We start from the raw sequence: 23737 nt of genomic DNA on the forward strand, positions 1-23737 counted from the left end.
CTTCATCTTAGGCGCCGCGGCGTCACCCGCTCGGGTGCGCCATGAGCGGATGCTATCGTGGGCGTGTGCCAACCGCGCTGCTTCTTCTTAGCTGCCGTGGCGGGGCCTTCTAGCCGCTGATCCAGTGCTGATCCGCCGCAGGCCGATCCCCGCCGCGGAGTTCGCCCGTGCTCGGCCGCCGCGGATCACAGCAGCTACGAAAGGCCTACAGTAAAATCATGCGCAACGCTCAGAAGCCCTCGGGCATGCCCGTCCACCGCTACCAGCCCTTCCACGAGCAGATCACCGTCGAGCTGCCCGACCGGACGTGGCCGGACCAGCGGATCGAGAAGGCGCCGCGCTGGTGCGCCGTGGACCTGCGGGACGGCAACCAGGCACTCATCGACCCCATGAGCCCGGCCCGCAAGCTGAAGATGTTCAAGCTCCTGGTCGACATGGGCTACAAGGAGATCGAGGTGGGCTTCCCCTCGGCGTCGCAGACGGACTTCGACTTCGTCCGCCAGCTCATCGACGGCAACCACATCCCGGACGACGTCACCATCCAGGTCCTGACCCAGGCGCGCGAGCACCTCATCGAGAGGACCTACGAGGCCCTGGCCGGTGCGAAGCAGGCCATCGTGCACCTCTACAACTCGACCTCGGTCCTGCAGCGTCGGGTCGTGTTCAACCAGGACGAGGACGGCATCCTCGACATCGCCGTGCAGGGTGCCCTGCTGTGCAAGAAGTACCAGGAGATGATCCCGGACACGCACATCACGTACGAGTACTCCCCGGAGTCGTTCACGGGCACCGAGCTCGAGTACGCCGCCCGCGTCTGCAACGCCGTCGCCGAGGTCTTCGAGGCCAGCGCGGACAACCAGGTGATCGTCAACCTGCCGGCCACGGTCGAGATGGCCACCCCGAACGTGTATGCCGACTCGATCGAGTGGATGAGCCGGAACCTGCACCCGCGCGAGGGCATCATCCTGTCCCTCCACCCGCACAACGACCGGGGGACCGGGGTCGCCGCCGCCGAGCTCGGCTACATGGCGGGCGCGGACCGCATCGAGGGGTGCCTGTTCGGCAACGGCGAGCGCACCGGCAACGTCGACCTCGTCACGCTCGGCCTGAACATGTTCGTCCAGGGCGTCGACCCGATGATCGACTTCTCCAACATCGACGAGGTCCGCCGCACCGTCGAGTACTGCAACCAGCTGCCGGTCGGCGAGCGCGTCCCCTACGGCGGCGACCTCGTGTTCACCGCCTTCTCCGGGTCCCACCAGGACGCGATCAAGAAGGGCTTCGAGGCGCTCGAGCGCGACGCCGCTGCCGCCGGGAAGGCCGTGGAGGACTTCACGTGGCAGGTCCCGTACCTGCCCATCGACCCCAAGGACCTCGGCCGCAGCTACGAGGCCGTGATCCGGGTCAACTCCCAGTCCGGCAAGGGCGGGGTGGCCTACCTGCTCAAGAACGAGCACAGCCTGGACCTCCCGCGCCGGGCGCAGATCGAGTTCTCGGGCGTGATCCAGCGGCACACGGACACCGCCGGCGGCGAAGTCAGCGCCGCCAAGCTGTGGGCCATCTTCACCGACGAGTACCTGCCCTCGACCGAGGACGGCAGGGCCTGGGGCAAGTACGCGCTGAGCCACGTCACGGCGGAGTCCGACGAGGACGGCACGATGACGCTCAACGCGACGCTGCGGATCGACGGCCAGCGCGTGGAGCGCACCGGCACGGGCAACGGGCCCATCGCCGCCCTGCTGGACATCTTCGCCCAGGAGGGCATCGACGTGCGGGTCCTGGACTACAGCGAGCACGCGCTGAGCGAGGGCGGCAACGCCCGGGCCGCGGCGTACGTCGAGTGCGCGGTCGGGGAACGCGTCCTGTGGGGCGTCGGCATCGACCCCAACACCTCGATGTCCTCCCTCAAGGCGGTCATCTCCGCCGTGAACCGCGCGCTGCGTGACGCCGAGGCTGCCGCCTGAGGCACCTCCAGGCAGGGCGGACGACGGCGCCGGGCCACCCCGGCGCCGTCGTGCCGCCCGGGCGGCACTTCCGGTGGGAGAATGGGCGTCATGGCTGAGACGACGTTCGCATCCCGGAGCTACCGGGACGACGGCGTGGTGCTGCGCACCCACAAGCTCGGCGAGGCGGACCGGATCGTCGTCCTGCTGACGCGCTCGCACGGGCAGGTCCGAGCCGTCGCTCGGGGGGTGCGGCGTACCCGCAGCCGCTTCGGAGCGAGCCTCGAGCCGTTCATGGTCGCCGAGCTCCAGCTCGTGCACGGCCGGTCGCTCGAGATCGTCAGCCAGGCCGCCGCTCGGGCCAGCTATGGCGCCCCGATCGCCGCGGACTACTCCCGCTACACGGTGGCAGCGGCGATGGCCGAAACGGCGGAGCGGCTGACGGCCTCCGAGGCCGACGCCGCGACCGCGCAGTACCTGCTGCTCGTCGGAGCCCTCGCCGCCCTGAGCAGGGGAGCCCACGCGCCCGGCCTCATCCTCGACTCCTACCTCCTGCGGGCCCTCGCGACCGCAGGGTGGGCGCCGAGCTTCACCGACTGCGCCCGCTGCGGCGAGCCTGGACCGCACGGGGCCTTCAGCGCAGCCCTCGGCGGCATTGTCTGCCCCTCGTGCCGCCCGCCCGGATCCCCGGCCCCGGCCAAGGAGACCGTCCGGCTGCTCGCCGCGCTGCTGGCCGGCGACTGGGACGCGGCCGACTCCTCCGAGTCTCCGCACCGGCGCGAGGCCGCCGGCCTCGTCGCCGCCTATGCACAGTGGCACCTCGAACGCGCCGTGGGATCCCTCAAGCTCGTCGAGCGGGAGCCCGCAGATCCCTGACCGCCGGCCGCGCGGCGTCGTCCGCGGCCGAGAAGACCCCCAACCCGACTCCGGACGGTGACCGCCCTCGTGACCCCCCTCTCCCCGCGCCGCCCCCGCACGGGCCGCGCTGCCCCGACCGCGCCCTTCCCGCACCCCTCGGGGGCCACCGCTCCCGACATCCCGCGCGAGTTCGTGCCGCGGCACGTGGCGATCGTGATGGACGGCAACGGCCGCTGGGCCAACCAGCGGGGCCTTCCGCGCATCGAGGGCCACAAGGCCGGGGAACCCGCACTGCTCGACGTCATGGCCGGCGCGATCGAACTCGGCATCGAGTACGTCTCCGTCTACGCGTTCTCGACGGAGAACTGGAAGCGCTCGCCCGAGGAGGTCCGGTTCCTCATGGGCTTCAACAAGGACGTCCTGCGGCGCCAGCGCGACACCCTGGACTCGTGGGGCGTGCGCATCCGCTGGGCCGGGCGCCGGCCCCGCCTCTGGGGCTCGGTGATCAAGGAGCTCGAGGACGCGGAGGCCTACACCCGGCAGAACACGGTGTGCCACCTCACGATGTGCGTCAACTACGGGGGACGAGCGGAGATCGCCGACGCCGTCGCCGCGATTGCACGTGACGTCGAGGCCGGCCGCCTCCGCGCGAGCAGCGTGGGGGAGAAGACCATCCAGCGCTACCTCGACGAGCCCGACCTGCCGGACGTGGACCTCTTCCTGCGCAGCTCGGGCGAGCAGCGCCTGAGCAACTTCCTGCTGTGGCAGTCGGCGTACGCGGAGATGGTGTTCCTCGACACGCTGTGGCCGGACGTCGACCGGCGCACCCTCTGGGAGGCCGTGGAGATCTACGCGCGCCGCGACCGCCGCTACGGCGGCGCGGTCGACCGCGCCCCGGCGGGCTAGCCCTCTTCCCGCCCGAGCTTCTCGAGCCAGCGCCCCAGCCGGCCGTAGGCCTCGTTCCGCACGGGGGCGGGGGAGAGCAGCACGTCATGCAGGCCGCCCTCCACGAGCGCCTCCTCCAGCTGCACGCACAGCTCGGACGCAGCCCGGCGCATCGGGGCGATCGAGAGGACCGCGTCGCGCTCTCGCATGCGCTCGCGCCACACCGGCCCCACATCCGAGGTCGTGGACGCGAGGAGCAGGGACGGCAGCTCGATTCTCGGGCCCGAGCGCAGGAGACGCTGCCCCTCGAGGACGCCGTGGAGCCAGCCCAGCCGCACGGGGAACGCGTTGCGCGGGCGCAGGTCCTCGCGCAGTTCCCACTCGCCGCCGGCCTCCTTCGCGACCGCACGCCAGAAGTAGCCGCGGGAGGGCAGGGGCAGCTGCTGGCGCGGCCACCGCACCGACACCGGGCGCAGGGCCGCCTCGAGGACCCGGCCGGCCGCCGCGCCGCCGTGGGCCACGAGCCACGGGCTGCTCAGGACGAGGCCGGCCAGCTGGTCCCCGGACCGCTGCGCGTACAGCGCGGCGGCGAGGCCCCCGGTCGAGTGGCCCATGAGCACCGGCCGGGCCCCCGAGTCCGCGTGCACGGCGGCGACCGCCGCACCCAGGCTCTCGAGGTAGTGCTCCGCGGAGCCGACGAACCCGGGCAGCTCGCCCCCCTCCAGGCTGCGTCCGTGCTCGGGGAGGTCGAGGGCGTAGAACCGGAAGCCACGGGCGGCAGCGAAATGGGCCAGCTCGAGGTTGAAGAAGTAGTCGCTCCAGCCGTGCACGTACAGCAGCGACCCCTCCTCCGGGTCCGCGGATCTGTGCTCCTCGACATCCGACGAGTCCTCCGCCGGGTCGAACCGGATGAGCGTGCCGAGCTCGCCGCGCCGGCCGCGGCCGAGCGGCGCCGATTCGACGCCGCGGCCCAGGAAGTCCTGGGTCCAGTGGAGCGGCATGGGGCCTCCTGTCGTGGCGTCAAGAACGAGAGTAGAGAGCGGCGGGCATGGGAGACTAGACCCATGCGCTTCTACCCCCTGTTCTTCCGTGCTGCCTTCTCCTGGATGGACGCCGAACGGGCCCACCGGATCGGGTTCGGCGCGATCCGGGCGGTCCACACGTGCGGACTCGGCCGGCTCCTCGCGAGGTACACGGCGCCGTCGCCGTCGCTGCGGACCGAAGCCCTCGGGCTCGTCTTCCCCTCGCCCTTCGGCCTCGCGGCCGGCTTCGACAAGGAGGGCCGCGGGATCGAGGCCCTGGCCGAGCTCGGCTTCGGGCACATCGAGGTTGGCACCATCACCGGGCAGGCCCAGCCGGGCAACCCGCAGCCGCGCCTGTTCCGGCTGATCGAGGACCGCGCGGTCGTGAACAGGATGGGCTTCAACAACGACGGCGCCGCCGCCGTCGCACCCCGCATCGCCGCCGCACGGGCCGCCCTCGAGGCCCGCTACGGCGCCGCCCGGCCCGTCATCGGCGTGAACATCGGCAAGACCAGGGCCGTGGAGCTCGAGGACGCCGTCGAGGACTACCGGGTGAGCGCACGCGAGCTCGCCCCGGTGGCCGACTACCTGGTGGTGAACGTCAGCTCGCCGAACACGCCCGGGCTGCGCCTCCTGCAGAGCGTCGAGACCCTCCGGCCGCTCCTGGCTGCCGTGCGCGAGGAGTCCGAGGCCGCCGCCGGGCGCCGGGTGCCGCTGCTGGTGAAGATCGCCCCGGACCTCTCCGACGCGGACGTCGACGACGTCGCGCGGCTCGCGCTCGAGATGGGACTGGACGGCATCATCGCCACCAACACCACGATCTCAAGGGAGGGCCTCGCGAGCCCCGCAGACGCGGTCGAGGCCGCCGGCGCGGGCGGACTCTCGGGCGCACCGCTCAAGCGCCGTGCGCTCGAGGTGCTGCGCCGGCTCAGGGCCGCGGTGGGGGACCGGCTCACGCTCGTCGCCGTGGGCGGGGTCGAGACGGCGGAGGACGTCCGCGAGCGCCTCGACGCCGGCGCGACGCTCGTCCAGGGATACACCGCCTTCCTCTACGAGGGCCCCTTCTGGGCAGCCGCCGTCAACCGCGGCCTCGCCCATACCGTCGCCCCGGCACGAAGCCGCTGACCCGGCGCCAACCGGCGCTCCCTCAGGGGAACGGACGACGGCGGCGGGGGGCCCCCCGGGGGGGGGCGGGCGCCCCCACCCGTACCGCGGCGCGGGGACCCCGCCCAACCCAGCGGGGGGGGGGGCGTCCGCGCCGCCGCCGCCGGCCCCGGCGCCCCCGCCCCCCCCCGGCCCCCCCCGGGGGCCCCCCCCCCCCGCCCCCCCCCCGGGGGGGGGGGGCCCCCCCGCCGTCGTGGTCAGGGCAGGCGAGGGCAGCGCCCCCGCTGCTGCCGGCCAGATCCGCCAGCTCGGGGCCGTCGGCCCTGGTGCAGTCAGCTCGGGTACTGGCCCCGCTTGACGAGGGCCTTGGGCAGCCGCAGTGGACGGAACTGGAGGGCGCGCATGCTGCCGTACCAGACGGTGCCGCGCTCGACCTCGCCGAACTTGGCCTGGAGGCCGCGCTTGAGCCGGCGCGAGAGCCAGAAGGTGTCCACGAACACCAGGAGGAAGACGATCCAGAAGGCCCCCAGGATGAACACCTGGGCCGCGGCGGCCTGCGGGACGATGAACGAGATGACCACGAAGGCCAGGGCCGCGAACATCAGGTACTCGCCGAGGTTGAAGCGCGCATCCACGAAGTCGCGGGCGAACCGCTTCTGCGGGCCCCTGTCGCGGAACGGCATGTTCCGCTCGTCCCCGGTCTCGAGGGCCCGGCGCACGCGCTGGCGCTCCTCCACCGCGGCCTGCCGCTCGGCGGCCTTCGACGCCTTGCGGTCGGTGGGGACGAGGGGGCGCCGGCGCGCCGCCTCCTGGTCTCTGCGCCTCGGGGTCGGGGTCCCCTTGCCCACGACCGGGACCTGGGGCTCGGCGGGCTGCGGGGAGCTCTCGGCAGCGGGCTCGTTCTTGCGTCCAAACACCCTCCAAGGATACCGGCCGGTTGCCCGTGCGGCCGCCGCGGCAGCCCCGGGGGTGCGGGTGGCGTGCCGGGCATTGATGGGGCATCGACTCCCTTGTAATGTCAAGCCATGCCTTCACATCTTCCCCAGCACGTGCCCGCCGCCGACGTCGCGGCGCTGCGGGCCGCCGTCGGCCGCCGGTTCGCCGACACGGTCGCCGAACTGTCCGAGCTCGTCGCCATCCCCGGCATCGCCTGGCCGTCCTTCCCGCCCGCGGACATCGAGCGCAGCGCAGCGGCCGTCCTGGACCTCGTCCGCGCCGCCGGCATCGAGGACGCCGAGATCCTCCGCGCTCCACGCCCCGACGGCACCGAGGGCGGCCCCGCCGTGGTTGCCCGGCACCCCGCTCAGCCCGGCCAGCCCACGGTCCTGCTCTACGCCCACCACGATGTCCAGCCGCCAGGGGACCTGGGCCTCTGGGAGACCGAGCCGTTCACGGCCACCGAACGCGACGGGCGGCTGTACGGCCGGGGGAGCGCCGACGACAAGGCCGGGATCCTCGTCCACCTCGCCGCCTTCCGCGCGGTCACCGAGGTCTTCGCCGACCGGCTCGGAATCGGCGTCACCCTCTTCATCGAAGGCGAGGAGGAGTTCGGCTCCCCGTCCTTCCGCGCCTTCCTCGAGGCACACCGCGAACGCCTCGCGGCGGACGTGATCGTCGTCGCCGACTCGAGCAACTGGGCGGTGGGCCAGCCCGCGCTCACGGCGAGCCTCCGCGGCCTCGTCGACGGCACCTTCGAGGTGGCCGTGCTCGACCACTCCGTCCACTCCGGGGTGTTCGGCGGACCGGTGCTCGATGCGCCCACCATCCTCGCCCGGCTCATCGCCACGCTGCACGACGACGACGGCAACGTCGCCGTCGCGGGACTCGTGGCCCACGACGACGCGGACCTCGACTACCCGGAGGAGCAGTACCGCCGGGACGCCTCGGTGCTCGACGGCGTGCGGCTCGCGGGCACGGGCAGCATCGCGGCCCGCCTGTGGCGCCGGCCCGCGCTGTCGATCATCGGCATCGATGTCCCCGCGGTGGACGTCGCGTCCAACACCATCCAGGCCCGGGCGCGCGCCAAGTTCAGCCTCCGCCTCGCCCCGGGACAGGATCCCGACGCCGCGATGGAGTGCGTACGCGAGCACCTTGAGGCGCACGTGCCCTTCGGCGCCCGCCTCGCCTTCACCCCCAAGGAGAAGGGCAACGCGTACCAGGCGGACACCGACTCCGGGGCCGCCCGCACCGTCCTGTGGGCGCTCGGGGAGGCGTGGGGGACACCGGCGGTCCACACCGGCATGGGCGGCTCCATCCCGTTCATCGCCGACCTCAAGGAGGTCTTCCCGGCGGCCGAGGTCCTCATCACCGGCGTCGAGGACCCCGACTCGCGCGCGCACAGCGCCAACGAGTCCCTCCATCTCGGCGACTTCGAGAAGTGCATCGTGGCCGAGGCGCTGCTCCTGGCCGGGCTGCACCGCGACCGGGTGTGAACTCGCCCTCAGGGGGTTGGCAGCTCCTGCCGCCTCGGTCGTAGCATGGAGAGAAGGCCCTACGAGGCCGGGGGGCAATCCGCCGGCCGCGAGAGATGGCACGAGAGAAGGTATGGAATGAGCACTGCAATCAATGAGCCGGCCGAGGCCCTCGCCTCGCACGAGGTGCAGCTGACCGAGGTCGCGGCCGGGAAGGTCCGCAGCCTGCTGGAGCAGGAGGGCCGCACCGACCTGCGCCTGCGTGTCTCCGTCCAGCCCGGGGGCTGCTCCGGCCTGATCTACCAGCTCTACTTCGACGAGCGGCTCCTGGACGGCGACGCCGTGCGGGACTTCGACGGCGTCGAGGTGGTCGTGGACAAGATGAGCGTGCCCTACCTCGCGGGCGCCACCATCGACTTCGAGGACTCCATCTCGAAGCAGGGGTTCACGATCGACAACCCCAATGCGCAGGGTTCGTGCGCATGCGGTGACTCCTTCCACTGAGCCGCTTCTGGCACGGCATCGGCCGCGCCCTGACGGGACCGCCCTAGGTCCCGTCAGGGCGCGGCCGACGCGTCTGTGGGACATGTGGGATATTGGCCCGTGTTCGCTGTAAGCTCTACACCGAGTAGTAAAACTATGTCGCCCGGTCGCGTGCACGGGAGCTCGTCTGCCGTGCTGCCACCGGAGAGAAGCACCAAGAGGAAGGGCCGTCTGTGAGGTCGCAGAACCGAACCAGCAGGCAGCGCGCACGCATCATCACGGTCTCGGCAGTTGCCGCGGCCGGCGCGCTCGCGCTGTCTGGATGTTCACCCGAGGTCCAGCGTGGCTGGCTACCCACTGATCGGGATACCACGAGCAATACGCCGATCCTGACGGACCTCTGGGTGAATTCCTGGATCGCGGCCATGGTCATCGGCATGATCACCTGGGCCCTCATCCTCTGGTGCATCGTCGCCTACCGCCGGCGCAAGGGCACCACGGGCTTCCCCCGCCAGACGAGCTACAACCTGCCGCTCGAGATCTTCTACACGGCGATCCCGCTGTTCCTCGTCTTCACGTTCTTCTACTTCACCGACCGCGACCAGCGTGCGATCGACACCCCGAACGCGAACCCGGACGTGACCGTCAACGTGGTCGGCAAGCAGTGGTCCTGGGACTTCAACTACAAGCAGGGCGGCGTCGTCAAGGACGACGTGCACGAGGCCGGCACCCAGGCGCAGCTGACGGGCCAGGCGATCGACCTCAACACGCTCCCGACCCTCTACCTGCCGGTCGGCAAGTCGGTGACCGTGGAGCTCACGTCCCGCGACGTCATCCACTCGTTCTGGGTCCCCGCCTTCCTGCAGAAGCGCGACATGATCCCGGGCAAGCCCAACTACATGTACTTCACGCCGCAGAAGGAAGGCACCTACGACGGCAAGTGCGCCGAGCTCTGCGGCGAATACCACTCCGAGATGCTGTTCCGCGTGAAGGTCGTCTCCGAGGCGGAGTTCCAGGCGCATCTGGCGGGCCTCGACAAGGGCCTCCTGGACACGAAGTACGACCGCAACCCTAACCAGAACCAGAAGTAGGGACCATGGCTACCTATACCCAGTCGCCTTCTGCCGGTGCTGTAAGCGCACCGGTGGTGCCGACGTCCAAGGGGCGCATCGTCGTCAACTGGATCACCTCGACCGACCACAAGACCATCGGGTACATGTACCTGATCGCGTCCTTCGTGTTCTTCTGCCTCGGCGGCGTGATGGCACTGCTCATCCGCGCCGAGCTCTTCGAGCCGGGCATGCAGATCCTGCAGACCAAGGAGCAGTACAACCAGCTGTTCACGATGCACGGGACGATCATGCTGCTCATGTTCGCGACGCCGCTGTTCGCGGGCTTCACGAACGTGATCATGCCGCTGCAGATCGGCGCCCCGGACGTCGCCTTCCCGCGCCTGAACGCCCTCGCGCTCTGGTTCTTCCTCTTCGGCTCCACGATCGCGGTGGCCGGCTTCATCACGCCCCAGGGCGCCGCCTCCTTCGGATGGTTCGCCTACGCACCGCTGTCGAACACGACCTTCACTCCGGGCGTCGGCGGTGACCTCTGGGTCTTCGGGCTCGCGCTCTCAGGCTTCGGCACGATCCTCGGCGCGGTCAACTTCATCACGACCGTGATCTGCATGCGTGCCCCCGGCATGACGATGTGGCGCATGCCGATCTTCACGTGGAACGTGTTCATCACCTCGATCCTCGTGCTGATGGCGTTCCCCCCGCTCGCCGCCGCGCTGTTCGGCCTCGGCGCTGACCGCCGCTTCGGCGCCCACATCTTCGATCCGGAGAACGGCGGCGCCATCCTCTGGCAGCACCTGTTCTGGTTCTTCGGCCACCCCGAGGTGTACATCATCGCTCTGCCGTTCTTCGGCATCGTGTCGGAGATCTTCCCGGTCTTCAGCCGCAAGCCGATCTTCGGCTACAAGGGCCTCGTCTTCGCGACCATCGCCATCGCGGCCCTCTCGGTCAGCGTGTGGGCACACCACATGTACGTCACGGGCGCCGTGCTGCTCCCGTTCTTCTCGTTCATGACGATGCTGATCGCGGTGCCGACGGGTGTGAAGTTCTTCAACTGGATCGGCACCATGTGGCGGGGCTCCCTGACCTTCGAGACCCCGATGCTGTGGAGCCTCGGCTTCCTGATCACGTTCCTCTTCGGTGGCCTGACGGGCATCATCCTGGCGTCGCCGCCGCTCGACTTCCACGTCTCGGACACCTACTTCGTGGTGGCCCACTTCCACTACGTCGTGTTCGGCACCGTCGTCTTCGCGATGTTCGCCGGGTTCTACTTCTGGTGGCCGAAGTTCACGGGCAAGATGCTCAACGAGCGGCTCGGGAAGATCCACTTCTGGCTGCTGCTCATCGGCTTCCACGGCACCTTCCTGATCCAGCACTGGCTGGGCGTCATGGGCATGCCGCGCCGCTACGCCGACTACCTCCCGCAGGACAACTTCACCTGGATGAACCAGTTCTCGACGATCTTCTCATTCGTGCTGGGCGCGTCGCTGATCCCGTTCTTCTGGAACGTGTACATCACCGCCCGCCACGGCAAGAAGGTCCTCGTGGACGACCCGTGGGGCTTCGGCGGATCGCTCGAGTGGGCCACCTCCTGCCCGCCGCCGCGGCACAACTTCACGTCTCTGCCGCGCATCCGTTCCGAGCGTCCCGCGCTTGACCTCCACCACCCGGAGCTCTCCAGCGTTGGAGCCGTACAGCACGCGGGGGCCACGGCTGCCGTCGCGGCCGCCGACCGTAAGGACACCGCCAAGTGAAAATCGAGACGATGATCTTCGCGATCGTGGGGCTGTTCTTCCTCCCCGTCGCGATCGTGTACGGGTTCATGACAGCGTGGACCGAGTGGGTCGGCGTCATCGGGCTGCTGCTCGCCTTCGGGCTGGGCATCATGATCAGCTCCTACATCATGGTCACCGGGCGCCGGGTCGGACTCCGCCCCGAGGACCGCGAGGACGCCGAGATCCATGAGGGTGCCGGCGAGCAGGGCCACTTCAGCCCCTGGAGCTGGTGGCCGCTGGTCCTCGGCGCCTCCGCCGCGATCAGCTTCCTCGGTGTCGCTGTGGGCTGGTGGATCCTCTTCATCGGCGCGGGCATCGCCATCGTTGCCCTCGTCGGCTGGGTCTTCGAGTACAGCCGCGGAGACCACGCCCACTGAGTTCGGTCAGGCCTGAGGCCGGTGGCCGGCATCCTCGTCACGAGGGTGCCGGCCACCGGCCTTTCTGCCGTCGGCGCAGGCCGGGGCTGGCGCGCACGGAGGCCGTGGGGGTGTGTCAGGATTGAAGCGCAACACCTGCGGCGTGCCCCAGCACAGGGCGCGCGCCCCGCGGCTCACGAGGAGGACTGTGCACAACGCCGAAGGCATCGACGGCGAGCTCGATCGCTCGTCGAAGACCGCCATGTACATCCAGCTGCGGGAGATCCTCCGCTCCCACATTGCCGTGAAGCTTGCTCCTGGCGCGCCGCTGCCGTCCGAGCGGGACCTCTCCCTGCGGTTCGGCGTGGCCCGGATGACGGTGCGCCAGGCGATCGACGCGCTGGTTGCCGAGGGCGTGCTGGACCGGATCGTCGGGCTGGGAACGTTCGTGAGCCGGCCGAAGCTCGATCTCCAGATGAAGCTCACCTCCTATTCGGAGGAGATGCAGCGCCGTGGGATGGTCCCGGACGCCAAGGTCCTCAGCTTCGAGCAGATCGGCGCCTCCGCCTACCTGGCCCGCGAGCTCAAGGTCGACGAGGGCACTCCTGTGGTCCGCTTCAGGCGACTCCTGCTGGCGGACAAGGAGCCGATGAGCGTCGACGAGAACTACATCGTGGCCAGCCGTGTCCCGGGCTTCACCGACGGGCCCCCGCCGAACTCGCTCTACCAGGTGCTCAGCGAGAAGTACGGCCTCGTCATGGAGTGGGGAGAGGACACCATCGAGGCGACCGCGGCCTCCCCGTCCACGGCCCGCCTCCTCAACGTCGAGATGGGCTCGCCCCTGCTCAAGATCCAGCGCCACGCCTATGTGTCGAAGTCGATCGTGGACTACTCGGTGTCCTACTACCGCGCCGACCGCTACAAGCTGTGGGTGCCCCTGCAGCGCCCGGGAGTCCGCACACCCCGCAGCTACTCGCCGAAGCGCTTCCGGGCCCTCTGAGGAGCTTCCGAGGCCCGCTCACCGCCCGCTCACGCGAAAGGACCCCGCACCGTCAGGTGCGGGGTCCTTCTGCTTGGCGAGGCTGGAAGCGTCAGTGGCTGATGCTCTTGGCCTCTTCGTGCGACTCGATCGCCTCGTGGTGCCCGTGGGCGTGGGCCGCCTCGAGCTCCGCCGGCGTCACCGGGGCGACGCGGTCCTCGAAGAACCACTTCGAGAGCTTCGCACGCCGCTTCTCCTTGCGGTCCACGACGCCCTTCGCGTTCGGCTGGGCCGGAAGGGCCAGGGGCGACTCGAAGCCGACCAGGCGGTAGCGCTTGTACTCGTCGACCGGGGCATGGACCTCGATGAACTCGCCGTGGGGGAGGCGGACGATCCGGCCGGTCTCACGGCCATGGAGCGCGATCTCGCGGTCCTTGCGCTGGAGCGCCAGCGCGATCCGCTTGGTGACCACGAACGCGATGATCGGGCCCGCGAAGAACAGGGCTCGGAGCCAGTAGGTCACATCGTTGAGCGCCACGTGGAAGTGGGTCGCGATGAGGTCGGAGCTGGCGGCAGCCCACATCACGCAGTAGAACGTGAACCCGGCCATGCCGATCGCGGTGCGCGTCGGGGCGTTGCGGGGACGGTCCAGCACGTGGTGCTCGCGCTCGTCCTTGGTGATCCACCGCTCGATCCACGGGTAGGTGAACAGCACCGTGAAGACGATGCCGGCCGGGACAAGGGCGGGAAGGAGCACGTTGAGGGTGAGCGTCTGCCCGAAGATGATGAACTCGAAGTGCTGGCGGTAGCCGCCCACAGCGCCGAGGACACCAGGCATGAGACGCAGTGCGCCGTCGACCCAGCCGATGTACCAGTCCGGCTGCGTGCCGGCCGAAACGGGGGAGGGGTCGTAGGGACCGTAGTTCCAGATCGGGTTGATCGTGAAGGCCGAGGCCATCGCAGCGATCACGCCGAACACGATGAAGAAGAAGCCGCCGGCCTTGGCCGCGTAGACCGGGCCGAGGGGGTAGCCGACGACGTTGCCGTCGTTGCGGCCCGGGCCGGGGTACTGCGTGTGCTTGTGCACCACGACGAACATGAGGTGCAGCGCCACGAACAGCAGGATCATCGCGGGGATGAGCAGGATGTGCAGCACGTACAGGCGCCCGATGATGGCAGAGCCCGGGAACTCGCCGCCGAACAGGAACATCGAGATCCACGTGCCGATGATCGGGATGGACTTGATGACGCCGTCGATGATGCGCAGGCCGTTGCCCGAGAGGAGGTCGTCCGGCAGGGAGTAGCCGGTGAAGCCGGCCGCCATGCCCAGGATGAGGAGCACGCCGCCGATGACCCAGTTCATCTCACGGGGCTTGCGGAACGCGCCGGTGAAGAAGACGCGCAGCATGTGCACGCTCATCGAGGCCACGAACAGCAGGGCGGCCCAGTGGTGGACCTGGCGCATGAACAGGCCGCCGCGCACCTCGAAGGAGATGTGCAGCGAGGACTGGTACGCGACGGACATCTCCATGCCGCGCAGGGGCACGTAGGCGCCCGCGTAGTGCGTCTCCGCCATGGACGGATCGAAGAAGAACGTCAGGAAGGTGCCCGACAGCAGCAGGATGACGAAGCTGTAGAGGGCAACCTCGCCGAACATGAACGACCAGTGGTCGGGGAAGACCTTGCGGCCGAACTCCCGGACCACGCTCGACGCACCGGTGCGCTGGTCGACGAAGCTGGCGATCCGGCCGACCTTGGTCGGCGGCTGATAGGTGGAGGCGGTAGTGCCGCTCACGAGTACTCACGCTCCCAGTAGCTAGGTCCAACAGGTTCGTGGAAGTCCGACGTGGCCACGAGGTAGCCGTCGGCGTCGACCTCGATCGGCAGCTGCGGAAGCGGACGGCTCGCAGGACCGAAGATGACCTCGCACTCGTGGGTGAGGTCGAAGGTCGACTGGTGGCACGGGCACAGCAGGTGGTGGGTCTGCTGCTCGTAGAGTGCCACGGGGCAGCCGACGTGCGTGCAGATCTTGGAGTACGCGACGATGCCGTTGTAGCTCCAGCTCTCGCGACCGGGCGAGATGTGCAGGTCCGTCGGGTTGAGGCGCATGAGCAGGACGACGGCCTTGGCCTTCTCGTTCAGCTTGCCCTCGGTCAGGTCGTTCAGACCCTCGGGAATGACGTGGAACGCGGAGCCGATGGTGACGTCCGAGGCCTTGATCGGCGTGCCGTCCGGATCACGCGTGAGGCGGACCTTCTTGCCGTTCTTCGGGGCCCACATCGTGTGGCGCAGCTTGTCGTTCGCGTTCGGTCCCAGGTCGCCGAAGACGGCGAGGGCCGGGAGCGGGGCGAGCGCGAGCGCACCGATGAGCGTGTTCCGGATGAGGGGGCGGCGCTTGATGCCCGTCTCCTCGATGATGTCGTCGACGATCTTGACCGCGGCGACGCGGTCTTCCTCGGAGCTGATCGCGTGGCGCGACTCCGAGACCTCGTGGTCGGGCATGAGCGCCTTGGCCCAGTGGACGATCCCCGTGCCGATGCCGAGCATGGCGAACGTGGTGCCGAGGCCGAGCAGGATGTTCTGCAGGCGGATCATCGGGATCGTCGAGTCACTGCCCAAGTCGATGGCGAAGTACGCGACGAGGAACACGATGGTGCCGATCACCGAGATGATGAACAGAATCGTGACCTGGCGCTCAGCGCGCTTTGCAGCCCCGGGGTCGGTGTCAGCCAGACGGAGACGGTGCGGCGGGAGTCCCGGGTCCGCGAACTTCTCTGTCTGACCAGCCGTAGCTACGGCGCCCCCGGTCTGGGGAGAACCGTCACTATGGTTGCCCATATTTCCCCTCATCCTTCCTGGCCCCCGGCATCCCGGGGACGATGTTCAAATCTACGCCGCCACCGTTGGGCGGCCCATACTGCGATGCGCTGGCGCGTCAGGACGTGCGGGACGTGAGCCAGATCGTGAAGCCGATGATGACGCCGAGGCCCGCAACCCACACGAAGAGGCCTTCGGAGACCGGACCGAGCGAGCCGAGGGTGGCGCCGCCGGGCGAGCCCTGGGTCTCGATCGTCTTGAGGAACGTGATGATGTCGCGCTTGCCCTCGGGGGAGATGTTGGCATCGGAGAACACCGGCATGTTCTGCGGGCCGGTGGCCATGGCCTCGTAGATGTGCTTCTCGGTCACGCCGGCGAGGGACGGAGCGAACTTGCCCTGCGTCAGGGCGCCGCCGGCCGCAGCCGCGTTGTGGCACATCGCACAGTTGACTCGGAAGAGCTCGCCGCCATGGGTCGCGTCTCCCTTGTCATCGAGCATGGCCGCATCCGGCAGGGCCGGGCCGGGGCCCAGCGAGGCAACATAGGCGGCCAGCTGCTTGGTCTGGCCGTCGGTGAACTGCACCGGCTTCTTCTGAGCCTGCGGCCCGTTCATCTGCATGGGCATGCGGCCCGTGCCGACCTGGAAGTCAACCGCTGCCGCGCCCACGCCGACCAGCGACGGGCCGGCGGCCGTGCCGGAGGCGCCCATGCCGTGGCACGTGGCGCAGTTCGCCACGAAGAGCTTCTGCCCCTCGCTGACGTCCGACGCCGAGAAGCTGGTGTCTGCCTTGGCCTGATTGGCAGTGCTGAACATTGCGTACATTCCGCCGGTCAGCAGCAGCCCCATGACCAACAGTGCGATGACTGCCATCGGGTGACGCCGCTTCTGCGAGAGTGCCTTCACGAATCCGTTCCTATCCGTTTGCTGCCGCCGCCGTCCGGGCGCGGTCCGAAATCTGCTGCTGTGCTCCTGGGGACTACCTGAGGACGTAGATGACCAGGAAGAGCCCGATCCACACGACGTCCACGAAGTGCCAGTAGTACGAGGTGACGATGGCCGAGGTGGCCTCGTAGTGGCCGAAGCGCTTGGCCGCGAAGGCCCGGCCGATGATGAACAGGAAGGCCACGAGGCCGCCCATCACGTGCAGGCCGTGGAAGCCGGTGGTCATGTAGAACGCGGAACCGTAGGCATTCGCCGAAAGCGTGACGTGCTCCGAGGTGAGCATCGCGTACTCGGTGGACTGGCCCGCCACGAAGAACGCACCCATGAAGAAGGTGAGGATGAACCACTCGACCATGCCCCACTTGGCGAACGCGAAGAGGCCGCCGGTGCGACGCGGCTGGAGCCGCTCCGCCGCGAACACGCCCATCTGGCACGTGAAGGAGCTCGCCACGAGGACGATCGTGTTCACGAGGGCGAACGGGAAGTTGAGCTTGGCCGTCTCCTCAGCCCACAGCCCGCCCGAGGCGGCGCGGAGGGTGAAGTACATGGCGAAGAGGCCGGCGAAGAACATCAGCTCGCTGGACAGCCACACCACGGTCCCGACCGAGACCATGTTGGGGCGATTCAGCGTGGGATGTGCCGGGGTTGTCGGGGCATGAGTCGCTGTCGTCACAAGGACATTATGTCTACAAACCTCGGGTTCGCCCAACGCGAACCGCCCCTTCTCGGAACTTTTTCTACAAACCCTCGAAAACATGCGGATCCGCGGCCGTGCGCGGGTGCAGCCCGTCTCATCAGCGGAGGTTTCGGCGCCACTCCCGCGGGGTCGATAGCATCAGAGGCGTGAACACCGAGGCTTCCGGCAGTGGATCTGCCCATGGGGATTCTGCCAATGTGACCGCGCCCACGTGGCGGTCCCTGATCGGCGCGCTCGTCGCCGGGCGCGACCTGAGCCAGGCCGAGACGGCCTGGGCCATGGACACGATCATGGCCGGTGACGCGACCGACTCCCAGATCGCGGGCTTCCTCGTGGGCCTGCGGGCCAAGGGGGAGACCGTGGACGAGCTCGCTGGCCTCGTGAAGGGCATGGTGGCCCGGGCCACGCCGATCACCATCTCGGGGGAGAAGCTCGACATCGTCGGCACCGGCGGGGACCAGCAGAACACGGTGAACATCTCGAGCACGGCAGCGCTCGTGATGGCGGGAGCCGGCGCCAAGGTGGTCAAGCACGGCAACCGGGCCGCGTCCTCGTCCTCCGGCTCCGCAGATGTCCTCGAGGCGCTCGGGGTCCGACTCGACATGGGCGTCGACCGCGTGGCGGCGGCCGCCGAGCAGGTGGGCATCACCTTCTGCTTCGCCCAGGTCTTCCATCCCTCGTTCCGGTACACCGCGGTGCCGCGCAAGGAGCTCGCGATCCCGACCGCGTTCAACATCCTCGGCCCGCTCACGAACCCGGCCCACGTCCAGGCCTCGGCAGTCGGGGCGGCGGACGCCCGGATGGCGCCGCTGATCGCCGGCGTCCTCGCCGAGCGCGGCAGCCGCGGGCTCGTCTTCCGCGGCGACGACGGACTCGACGAGCTCACCATCACGACCACCTCCCACCTCTGGGAGGTCCGGGACGGGAGGCTCACGGAGTCGGTGCTCGATCCCCTCGACCTCGGCATCCCGAGGGCCACGCTCGACGACCTGCGCGGCGGCGATGCGGCCCACAACGCCGAAGTCGTCCGGCGGACCCTCGCCGGCGACCGGGGCCCGGTGCGCGACGCCGTGGTGCTCAACGCCGCCGCAGGGCTCGTGGCCTACGACCTCTCGGCGGAGGGCCCGCTGCTCGATCGGCTCGCCGCTGCGAAGCGGCGCGCCGAGGAGTCGATCGACTCCGGCGCTGCGGCCAGTGTGCTCCAGGCCTGGGTGGACTTCACCCGAGCCTGATCCGCGCCCCGTGCGCAACGGCGGGGGCCGGGCCACGCGGCCCGGCCCCCGCCGTGTCCTCTGCGCTGGTCCTGCCCGGTGTCAGGACAGCCCGAGGGAGAACGCCGCGTCGAGGTCGTGGCGCGAGTAGGCGCGGAAGGCGATGTGGGTCGTCGTCTCGATGACGCCGTCGACCTTGGACAGCCGGTCGGCGACAACATCGGCGAGCTCCTCGTGCTCGCGCACGCGCGCGATCGCGATGAGGTCCCAGTCGCCGGTGACCGAGTACACCTCGCTGATGCCCGGGATGGCGGAGATCTCCTCGGCCACCTCGGGGATCTTCTTAGAGTCCGTCTGGATGAAGACGAATGCCGTGATCATGGTCCTCCGTTCGAAGAAGGGGCGTTCCCTGGGTTCAGCCTAGTGCTCCGCCCGCCGGCGCAGGGCGGCCCGCACCCCGAGGGCGACGGCGCGCCACCCGACGAGCGCGACGCCGAGGACGCTCGCGGCCACGATGAGGAACGGCACTGCCGTGCCCTGGCCTGTGGCGGCCCGCAGCAGCATGCCGACCACGTACGCGCCGAGCCACGCGAGGACGCCGGCCGGCCAGACGGACAGGGGCCTGCGGTGCACCAGGGGAAGGGCCCACGCGAGGGCGAGTCCCACGGCGAACGGCCATGCGGTGGACAGCGCTCCGAGCACGGGATCAGCCTCGCCGTGGCTCGCACGTCCGGTCGCCGCGAAGGCGAGGACGATGGCCGTGTCGGCGACGCCGGCGGCGATGCCCGGACTGACTCGGGGCCCGGCGGCCCGGGGCGCTGAGGGCGCGGTGGATGAAGGGGAAGGACGCATGCCTCCAGCCTACGCGCGGAAGGCGACGGCCCGCCGTCGTGCATCCGTCCCCGAGGGGCGGGCGGTTCCGAACGGCTCCGCCCCGCCCCTTCCACCTCGGGGCGGTGCGCGGAAGAATGCGGGCAGCGAGGGACGCTGCGACCGCCCGGAGGAACCATGCCCGAGATGACCACCTGCCTGTGGTTCGACACGCAGGCCGAGGACGCCGCCCGGTACTACACGGGGATCTTTCCGAATTCCCGCATCACGGGGATCGAGCGGTACGGCGAGGCCGGTCCGCGGGAGCAGGGGAGCGTGATGACCGCCGCGTTCGAACTCGACGGCCGTCCGTTCCTGGCCCTCAACGGCGGACCGGAGTTCACGTTCACGGAGGCGGTCTCCATCCAGATCTTCTGCCGGGACCAGGACGAGGTGGACCACTACTGGAACGCGCTCACCGCGGACGGCGGCGAGGAGAGCCAGTGCGGCTGGCTCAAGGACCGCTTCGGGTTCTCGTGGCAGGTCATCCCGACCCGGCTCGAGGAGCTGCGCACGGACCCGGATCGGGCCCGCGCGCAGCGGGCCTTCGCCGCGATGCTCTCGATGCGCAAGATCGTGATCGCGGACCTCGAGGCCGCGGCCGACGCCGGCTGAGCAGCCGCGCACGGAGGACCCGCCCCGCGCTCCTTCCGCCCGCCGTGTCGAAATCCGTGCCCGCCGTTCGTCCAGTAGGTGAGGGGCCGACGGGGCCCCGCGACAGGAGGCGAGAAGCCATGACCCAGTATCTGATCAGCATGTACCAGCCCGACGGCATCGTGCCGCCGCCCGAATTCCTCGCGCCCATCATGGCCAAGCTCGCGCAGCTGACGGCCGACCTCAAGGCGGCGGGGGCCTACGTCTATGGGAACGGCCTCGCGGACGCGTCATCCGCGACGGTGCTGCGCGCGGACGGGGGAGAGGTGCTCGTCACGGACGGGCCCTACCTCGAGGGCAAGGAGCACATGGGCGGCTTTGACATCGTCGAGGCCCCCGACCTCGATGCGGCCCTCGCCTGGGGGCGCAGGTTCGCCGAGATCACCGGCCTGCCGATCGAAGTCAGGCCCTTCGCCGGCATCCCCGCGCCGAGCACGGGTGGCTGAGGCCGAGGACGCCCGGACCGTCGCTGCCGTGTTCCGCGAGGAGTACGGCAGGGCGGTCTCGGTGCTCATGCGCACCACCGGCGACCTGGGCCTCGCGGAGGACGCGGTGCAGGAGGCGTTCGCCGCTGCAGCCCAGCGCTGGCCCGCCGACGGCGTCCCCGAGCACCCCGGTGCCTGGATCATCACGACGGCGCGGCGCCGCGCCGTCGACCGCTTCCGCCGCGAAGCTGCCCGGGGGAGCAAGGAGGCCGCCGCTGCCGACCTCGCCGACGACGCGCCGAGGTCGGAACCGTTCGGCGACGACCGGCTTGCGCTCCTGTTCGTCTGCTGCCACCCCGCCTTGGCCATGCCCGCCCGGGTTGCGCTTGCCCTCAGGGTCATCGGCGGACTCACGACGGCGCAGATCGCCGCCGCCTTCCTCGTCACCGAGGCGACGCTCGCCCAGCGGATCTCGCGCGCGAAGGCCAAGATCCGCGACGCGCGCATCCCGTACCGGATACCGGCCGCAGAGGAGCTGCCCGAACGGCTCGCGGGCGTCCTGGCCGTGATCTACCTCATCTACAACGAGGGCTACTCCGCGGGACTGGGGGAGCCGCCCGCGCGGGCAGGGCTGTGCGCCGAGGCCGTGCGGCTCGCGCGCGTGCTCGTCCGGCTCCTGCCGCACGAACCGGAGGCCACGGGACTGCTCGCGCTGCTCCTGCTCTCCGAGTCGCGGCGGAACGCGCGCTCCGGGCCCGGCGGAGTCCTCGTGCCGCTCGCGGAGCAGGACCGGTCGCACTGGGACGGCGTCCTCATCGCGGAGGGCACCGCACTCGTGCGGGAGTGCCTCGCGCGCGGACGGCTGGGACAGTACCAGCTCCAGGCTGCCATCCAGGCGGAGCACGCCGCAGCGGCATCGTCCGAGGCGACCGACTGGAGGCGGATCGTGAGGCTGTATGACCTGCTCGCAGAGGTGGCGCCCGGGCCCGTGGTCCAGCTCAACCGGGCGGTCGCGGTGGCGGAGGCCCAGGGCCCCGCGGCTGCGCTGGCCCTCGTGGACGGGCTTGGCCTCGCCGGGTACCACGTCTACCACGCCGTGCGGGCCGACCTCCTCGCAAGGACCGGCCGCGCCGCCGAGGCCGCCGCCGAGTACGCGGAGGCGGCGCAGCTGGCGCCGAGTGCAGGGGAGCGGTCCTATCTCGAGGAGCGTGGCCACCGGCTCGCAGGAGCGTGACGACGGGGCCAGGAGCCGGATCCACAGCGTGGAAACGAACAGGAACTCCCACCGCCCGATTCCAGCTCAGTTGACATAATCGACGGCGGCAGCGCACCGGGCGGTCCGCGCCAAGGGCCGAAAATCGCAAAAGGTACCTCTCGCCGATTTCCGGTTTTCCAGGCCTCCGCGCCGAGGGGATTCCCGCGCGGCGCGCGGCGCTTCCGGCTGGCTCGGGCCGCGGGGGAGGCAGCGGGATGGGAGGGACGGCGGCTCAGCCGCGCCCCCGACGCTTAGTTGACATAATGTCGATTATCGGCGTTCTAGGTGGAGGGCCTCCCAAGCGCCCGTGCAGCCACCGCGGCACTCCAGAAGCCGACGTTCACGTTCCAGTTCACCGGAGGTTCAGTACGTCAGGGGCAGCGCGGGGATCCCGCGCAGGGGGACGACTCTCTGGCGGACCTCCTCGGGAGCGACAGCGAGCCGCAGGTCGGGGCAACGCCTGAAGAGGGTGCCCACCGCGATCCGGCCCTCGAGCCGGGCCAGCGGCGCGCCGAGGCAGGCATGCACGCCCTTGCCGAACGCCAGATGGCGGCGGGCGTCGGGGCGGGTGATGTCGAACCGGTCGGGGTCGTCGAACCGCGCCGGGTCCCGATCGGCGGCAGCGAGGATCGGCAGCACGAGCTCCCCGCGCCGGACGTCGACCCCACCGAGCTCGAGGTCCTCGAGCGCGTAGCGCTCGCTGGCGAACTCGGCCGGGCCCCAGCAGCGCAGCGTTTCCTCGACCGCGCCGTCGACGAGGGCCGGGTCTGCAGCCAGCGCGGCGCGCTGGGCTGGATGGGTGAGCAGCGCGTAGGCCGCCGAGGCGATGAGGTTGACCGTGGTGATGTGCCCGGCCAGGATCAGCAGGAAGATCATCGCCACCAGCTCATCCTGGTCCAGGCTGTCGCCGTCCTGAGCGGCCTGCACCAGGTGCGTGAGCAGGTCCTCGCCCGGTGCGGCGGACTTCGCGGCCACGAGTTCACGGCTGTAGGCCACGAAAGCCCGCATCCCGGCTGCCATGCCGTCTTCGGGCTGGAAGCCGGAGCGAAGCAGCTCCTCGGTCCAGCCGTGGACGCGGGACCGGTCCGACTCCGGGATGCCGAGCAGCTCGAAGATCACCGCGATGGGCAGCGGATAGGCGTAGGCGGAGACCAGTTCGAGCTCGCGGTCTGGAGCGGCCTGCCCCCGGGCGCCGGACTCGGCCTCCGCGGCGTCGAGCAGGCGGTCCGCGATGTGCTGGATCCGGGGAGCCCACGCGGCGACCGCGCGGGCGGTGAAGCTGGGCTGGATCAGCTTGCGCAGCCTGGTGTGCTCGGGCGGGTCCAGGGCGAGCAGGTTGCGCAGCAGTACCCGGGTTTCGGGATCGTCTCCGCCCGGCATCGCCGCCAGCTCCTCAGCGGACAGTCCGGTGCGCGGATCGACGCTGAGACGGTCATCGACCAGTGCGGCCACGGTGGCGTCGTATCCGGTCACCGCCCAGAGGGGTCGGTCCCGGAAGGGCGCCGGCACCGATCCCCGCATGCTGTCCGTGATCAGCGCGCGGTGGACCGGACAGGCGGCCCGGAGGGCCGCATAGCGCTCAGAGGCCTGGTCCGGGAAGTCGGGATCTCCCAGATCGAGCCGCCCGGTTTCCGGCACGAAGGCATCCGGTGCCGCTGCGTCGCCCATGATCGTGTGTCCTTCCGCGTGCGGGGGTTCCCCTGCCAGCGCACCGCTGCGGATGGTGGACGAGTAGAGCCGAAGGTCCTGCGCAGGACAGCAGCTGAAACGTCAGAGCCTCCAGGACAGCCCCTTGCCCAGCCGGATCCTGATCCTGCCGCGGCTGTTGACCGTCACAGGGCCAATCGGCGGCTCACCGAGGCACCGCCCTTGGAGATGTTCAGGCGGGTGTTCTTCCCGAGCTTGACGGTCCTGCGGAAGATGAGTCCCATGGTGCGTGCCCTTTCTCGGCGCTCCCCCGACGACGAGTCCATCGCCTCTGG

24 protein-coding genes are annotated in these 23737 nt (G+C 70.1%); 14 read left to right on the forward strand and 10 right to left on the reverse strand.

The features are described 5' to 3' along the window. Positions 1-218: 218 nt before the first annotated feature. The 3 genes from leuA to J2W21_RS07515 all read left to right on the forward strand — a co-directional run bounded on the left by leuA (position 219) and on the right by J2W21_RS07515 (position 3707). Positions 219-1964 (forward strand): 2-isopropylmalate synthase, encoded by a 1746-nt coding sequence (leuA, locus tag J2W21_RS07505; protein WP_307113859.1) that lies wholly within the window; start codon positions 219-221, stop codon positions 1962-1964. A gap of 90 nt (positions 1965-2054) precedes the next feature. After that, positions 2055-2819: a DNA repair protein RecO gene (gene recO / locus J2W21_RS07510; RefSeq protein ID WP_307113860.1), complete on the forward strand. Its 765-nt coding sequence runs from the start codon at positions 2055-2057 to the stop codon at positions 2817-2819. 69 nt (positions 2820-2888) lie between these two features. After that, positions 2889-3707 (forward strand): isoprenyl transferase, encoded by an 819-nt coding sequence (locus tag J2W21_RS07515; protein WP_307113985.1) that lies wholly within the window; start codon positions 2889-2891, stop codon positions 3705-3707. Here the strand turns inward: J2W21_RS07515 and J2W21_RS07520 are convergent. Beyond that, complete coding sequence (locus J2W21_RS07520; protein ID WP_307113861.1) at positions 3704-4687, reverse strand: alpha/beta hydrolase; 984 nt, start codon at positions 4685-4687, stop codon at positions 3704-3706. The genes J2W21_RS07515 and J2W21_RS07520 overlap by 4 nt on opposite strands. Positions 4688-4750: 63 nt before the next feature. Here J2W21_RS07520 and J2W21_RS07525 point away from each other — a divergent pair, with 63 nt between their 5' ends. Further along, positions 4751-5833: a quinone-dependent dihydroorotate dehydrogenase gene (locus tag J2W21_RS07525; protein ID WP_307113862.1), complete on the forward strand. Its 1083-nt coding sequence runs from the start codon at positions 4751-4753 to the stop codon at positions 5831-5833. Positions 5834-6144: 311 nt separating this feature from the next. On the opposite strand, the gene J2W21_RS07530 is transcribed toward J2W21_RS07525, so the two are convergent. Next, complete coding sequence (locus J2W21_RS07530) at positions 6145-6729, reverse strand: DUF3043 domain-containing protein (RefSeq protein WP_373423080.1); 585 nt, start codon at positions 6727-6729, stop codon at positions 6145-6147. 108 nt (positions 6730-6837) lie between these two features. Here J2W21_RS07530 and J2W21_RS07535 point away from each other — a divergent pair, with 108 nt between their 5' ends. The 6 genes from J2W21_RS07535 (at position 6838) to J2W21_RS07560 (ending at position 12904) form a co-directional block, all read left to right on the forward strand. Then, on the forward strand, positions 6838-8244 hold the full coding sequence (locus J2W21_RS07535; RefSeq protein ID WP_307113863.1) for a dipeptidase: 1407 nt from the start codon (positions 6838-6840) through the stop codon (positions 8242-8244). A gap of 117 nt (positions 8245-8361) precedes the next feature. Next, a complete protein-coding gene (gene erpA / locus J2W21_RS07540) occupies positions 8362-8727 on the forward strand; it encodes an iron-sulfur cluster insertion protein ErpA (RefSeq protein WP_066497818.1) in 366 nt (121 codons plus the stop codon). Between the two features lie 212 nt (positions 8728-8939). Then, complete coding sequence (gene ctaC, locus J2W21_RS07545; protein ID WP_307113864.1) at positions 8940-9797, forward strand: aa3-type cytochrome oxidase subunit II; 858 nt, start codon at positions 8940-8942, stop codon at positions 9795-9797. Between the two features lie 5 nt (positions 9798-9802). Continuing rightward, positions 9803-11527: an aa3-type cytochrome oxidase subunit I gene (gene ctaD / locus J2W21_RS07550; RefSeq protein WP_066497813.1), complete on the forward strand. Its 1725-nt coding sequence runs from the start codon at positions 9803-9805 to the stop codon at positions 11525-11527. After that, positions 11524-11925, forward strand: coding sequence for a cytochrome c oxidase subunit 4 (locus tag J2W21_RS07555; RefSeq protein WP_307113865.1), 402 nt, complete (start codon positions 11524-11526; stop codon positions 11923-11925). The genes ctaD and J2W21_RS07555 overlap by 4 nt, the downstream gene beginning before the upstream one ends. A 241-nt stretch (positions 11926-12166) precedes the next feature. Next, the gene (locus J2W21_RS07560) at positions 12167-12904 is read left to right on the forward strand and encodes a GntR family transcriptional regulator (RefSeq protein ID WP_307007789.1); all 738 of its coding nucleotides are present in this window, start codon (positions 12167-12169) and stop codon (positions 12902-12904) included. Positions 12905-12995: 91 nt separating this feature from the next. Here J2W21_RS07560 and qcrB read toward each other — a convergent pair whose 3' ends face one another. The 4 genes from qcrB to ctaE all read right to left on the reverse strand — a co-directional run bounded on the left by qcrB (position 12996) and on the right by ctaE (position 17316). Next, positions 12996-14678, reverse strand: a complete 1683-nt coding sequence (qcrB, locus tag J2W21_RS07565; protein ID WP_307113866.1) for a cytochrome bc1 complex cytochrome b subunit — start codon at positions 14676-14678, stop codon at positions 12996-12998. Further along, positions 14675-15721 carry a cytochrome bc1 complex Rieske iron-sulfur subunit gene (qcrA, locus tag J2W21_RS07570; protein ID WP_307113867.1) on the reverse strand — a complete coding sequence of 349 codons (1047 nt, stop codon included), beginning with the start codon at positions 15719-15721 and terminating at the stop codon, positions 14675-14677. The genes qcrB and qcrA overlap by 4 nt, the downstream gene beginning before the upstream one ends. A gap of 97 nt (positions 15722-15818) precedes the next feature. Next, a complete protein-coding gene (gene qcrC, locus J2W21_RS07575) occupies positions 15819-16604 on the reverse strand; it encodes a cytochrome bc1 complex diheme cytochrome c subunit (RefSeq protein WP_307113868.1) in 786 nt (261 codons plus the stop codon). Between the two features lie 73 nt (positions 16605-16677). Beyond that, the gene (gene ctaE, locus J2W21_RS07580) at positions 16678-17316 is read right to left on the reverse strand and encodes an aa3-type cytochrome oxidase subunit III (RefSeq protein WP_307113869.1); all 639 of its coding nucleotides are present in this window, start codon (positions 17314-17316) and stop codon (positions 16678-16680) included. A gap of 221 nt (positions 17317-17537) precedes the next feature. Between ctaE and trpD the strand changes: the two genes are divergently transcribed. Then, complete coding sequence (gene trpD / locus J2W21_RS07585; RefSeq protein ID WP_307113870.1) at positions 17538-18572, forward strand: anthranilate phosphoribosyltransferase; 1035 nt, start codon at positions 17538-17540, stop codon at positions 18570-18572. An 81-nt stretch (positions 18573-18653) separates the two neighbouring features. Here trpD and J2W21_RS07590 read toward each other — a convergent pair whose 3' ends face one another. After that, positions 18654-18932 (reverse strand): Lrp/AsnC family transcriptional regulator, encoded by a 279-nt coding sequence (locus J2W21_RS07590; protein WP_307007728.1) that lies wholly within the window; start codon positions 18930-18932, stop codon positions 18654-18656. A 39-nt stretch (positions 18933-18971) separates the two neighbouring features. After that, entirely contained in the window at positions 18972-19403 is a 432-nt protein-coding gene (locus J2W21_RS07595; protein WP_307113871.1) for a DUF3054 domain-containing protein, read from the reverse strand. A gap of 156 nt (positions 19404-19559) precedes the next feature. On the opposite strand from J2W21_RS07595, the gene J2W21_RS07600 reads away from it, so the two are divergent. From J2W21_RS07600 to J2W21_RS07610, 3 genes are all read left to right on the forward strand, one after another. After that, positions 19560-20036, forward strand: a complete 477-nt coding sequence (locus tag J2W21_RS07600; protein WP_307113872.1) for a VOC family protein — start codon at positions 19560-19562, stop codon at positions 20034-20036. Between the two features lie 119 nt (positions 20037-20155). Continuing rightward, positions 20156-20521: a YciI family protein gene (locus J2W21_RS07605; RefSeq protein ID WP_307113873.1), complete on the forward strand. Its 366-nt coding sequence runs from the start codon at positions 20156-20158 to the stop codon at positions 20519-20521. Beyond that, positions 20514-21734, forward strand: a complete 1221-nt coding sequence (locus tag J2W21_RS07610; protein ID WP_307113874.1) for an RNA polymerase sigma factor — start codon at positions 20514-20516, stop codon at positions 21732-21734. Before J2W21_RS07605 ends, J2W21_RS07610 begins: the two co-directional genes overlap by 8 nt. A 384-nt stretch (positions 21735-22118) precedes the next feature. Here J2W21_RS07610 and J2W21_RS07615 read toward each other — a convergent pair whose 3' ends face one another. Both J2W21_RS07615 and J2W21_RS07620 read right to left on the reverse strand, forming a co-directional pair. Further along, positions 22119-23423: a cytochrome P450 family protein gene (locus J2W21_RS07615; RefSeq protein WP_307113875.1), complete on the reverse strand. Its 1305-nt coding sequence runs from the start codon at positions 23421-23423 to the stop codon at positions 22119-22121. Positions 23424-23587: 164 nt separating this feature from the next. Next, positions 23588-23686, reverse strand: coding sequence for a DUF4236 domain-containing protein (locus J2W21_RS07620; protein ID WP_307113876.1), 99 nt, complete (start codon positions 23684-23686; stop codon positions 23588-23590). Between the last annotated feature and the right edge of the window lie 51 nt (positions 23687-23737).

The sequence above is a fragment of the Sinomonas atrocyanea genome, from assembly GCF_030811715.1.
In the GTDB taxonomy this organism is placed as follows: Bacteria; Actinomycetota; Actinomycetes; order Actinomycetales; family Micrococcaceae; genus Sinomonas; species Sinomonas atrocyanea_A.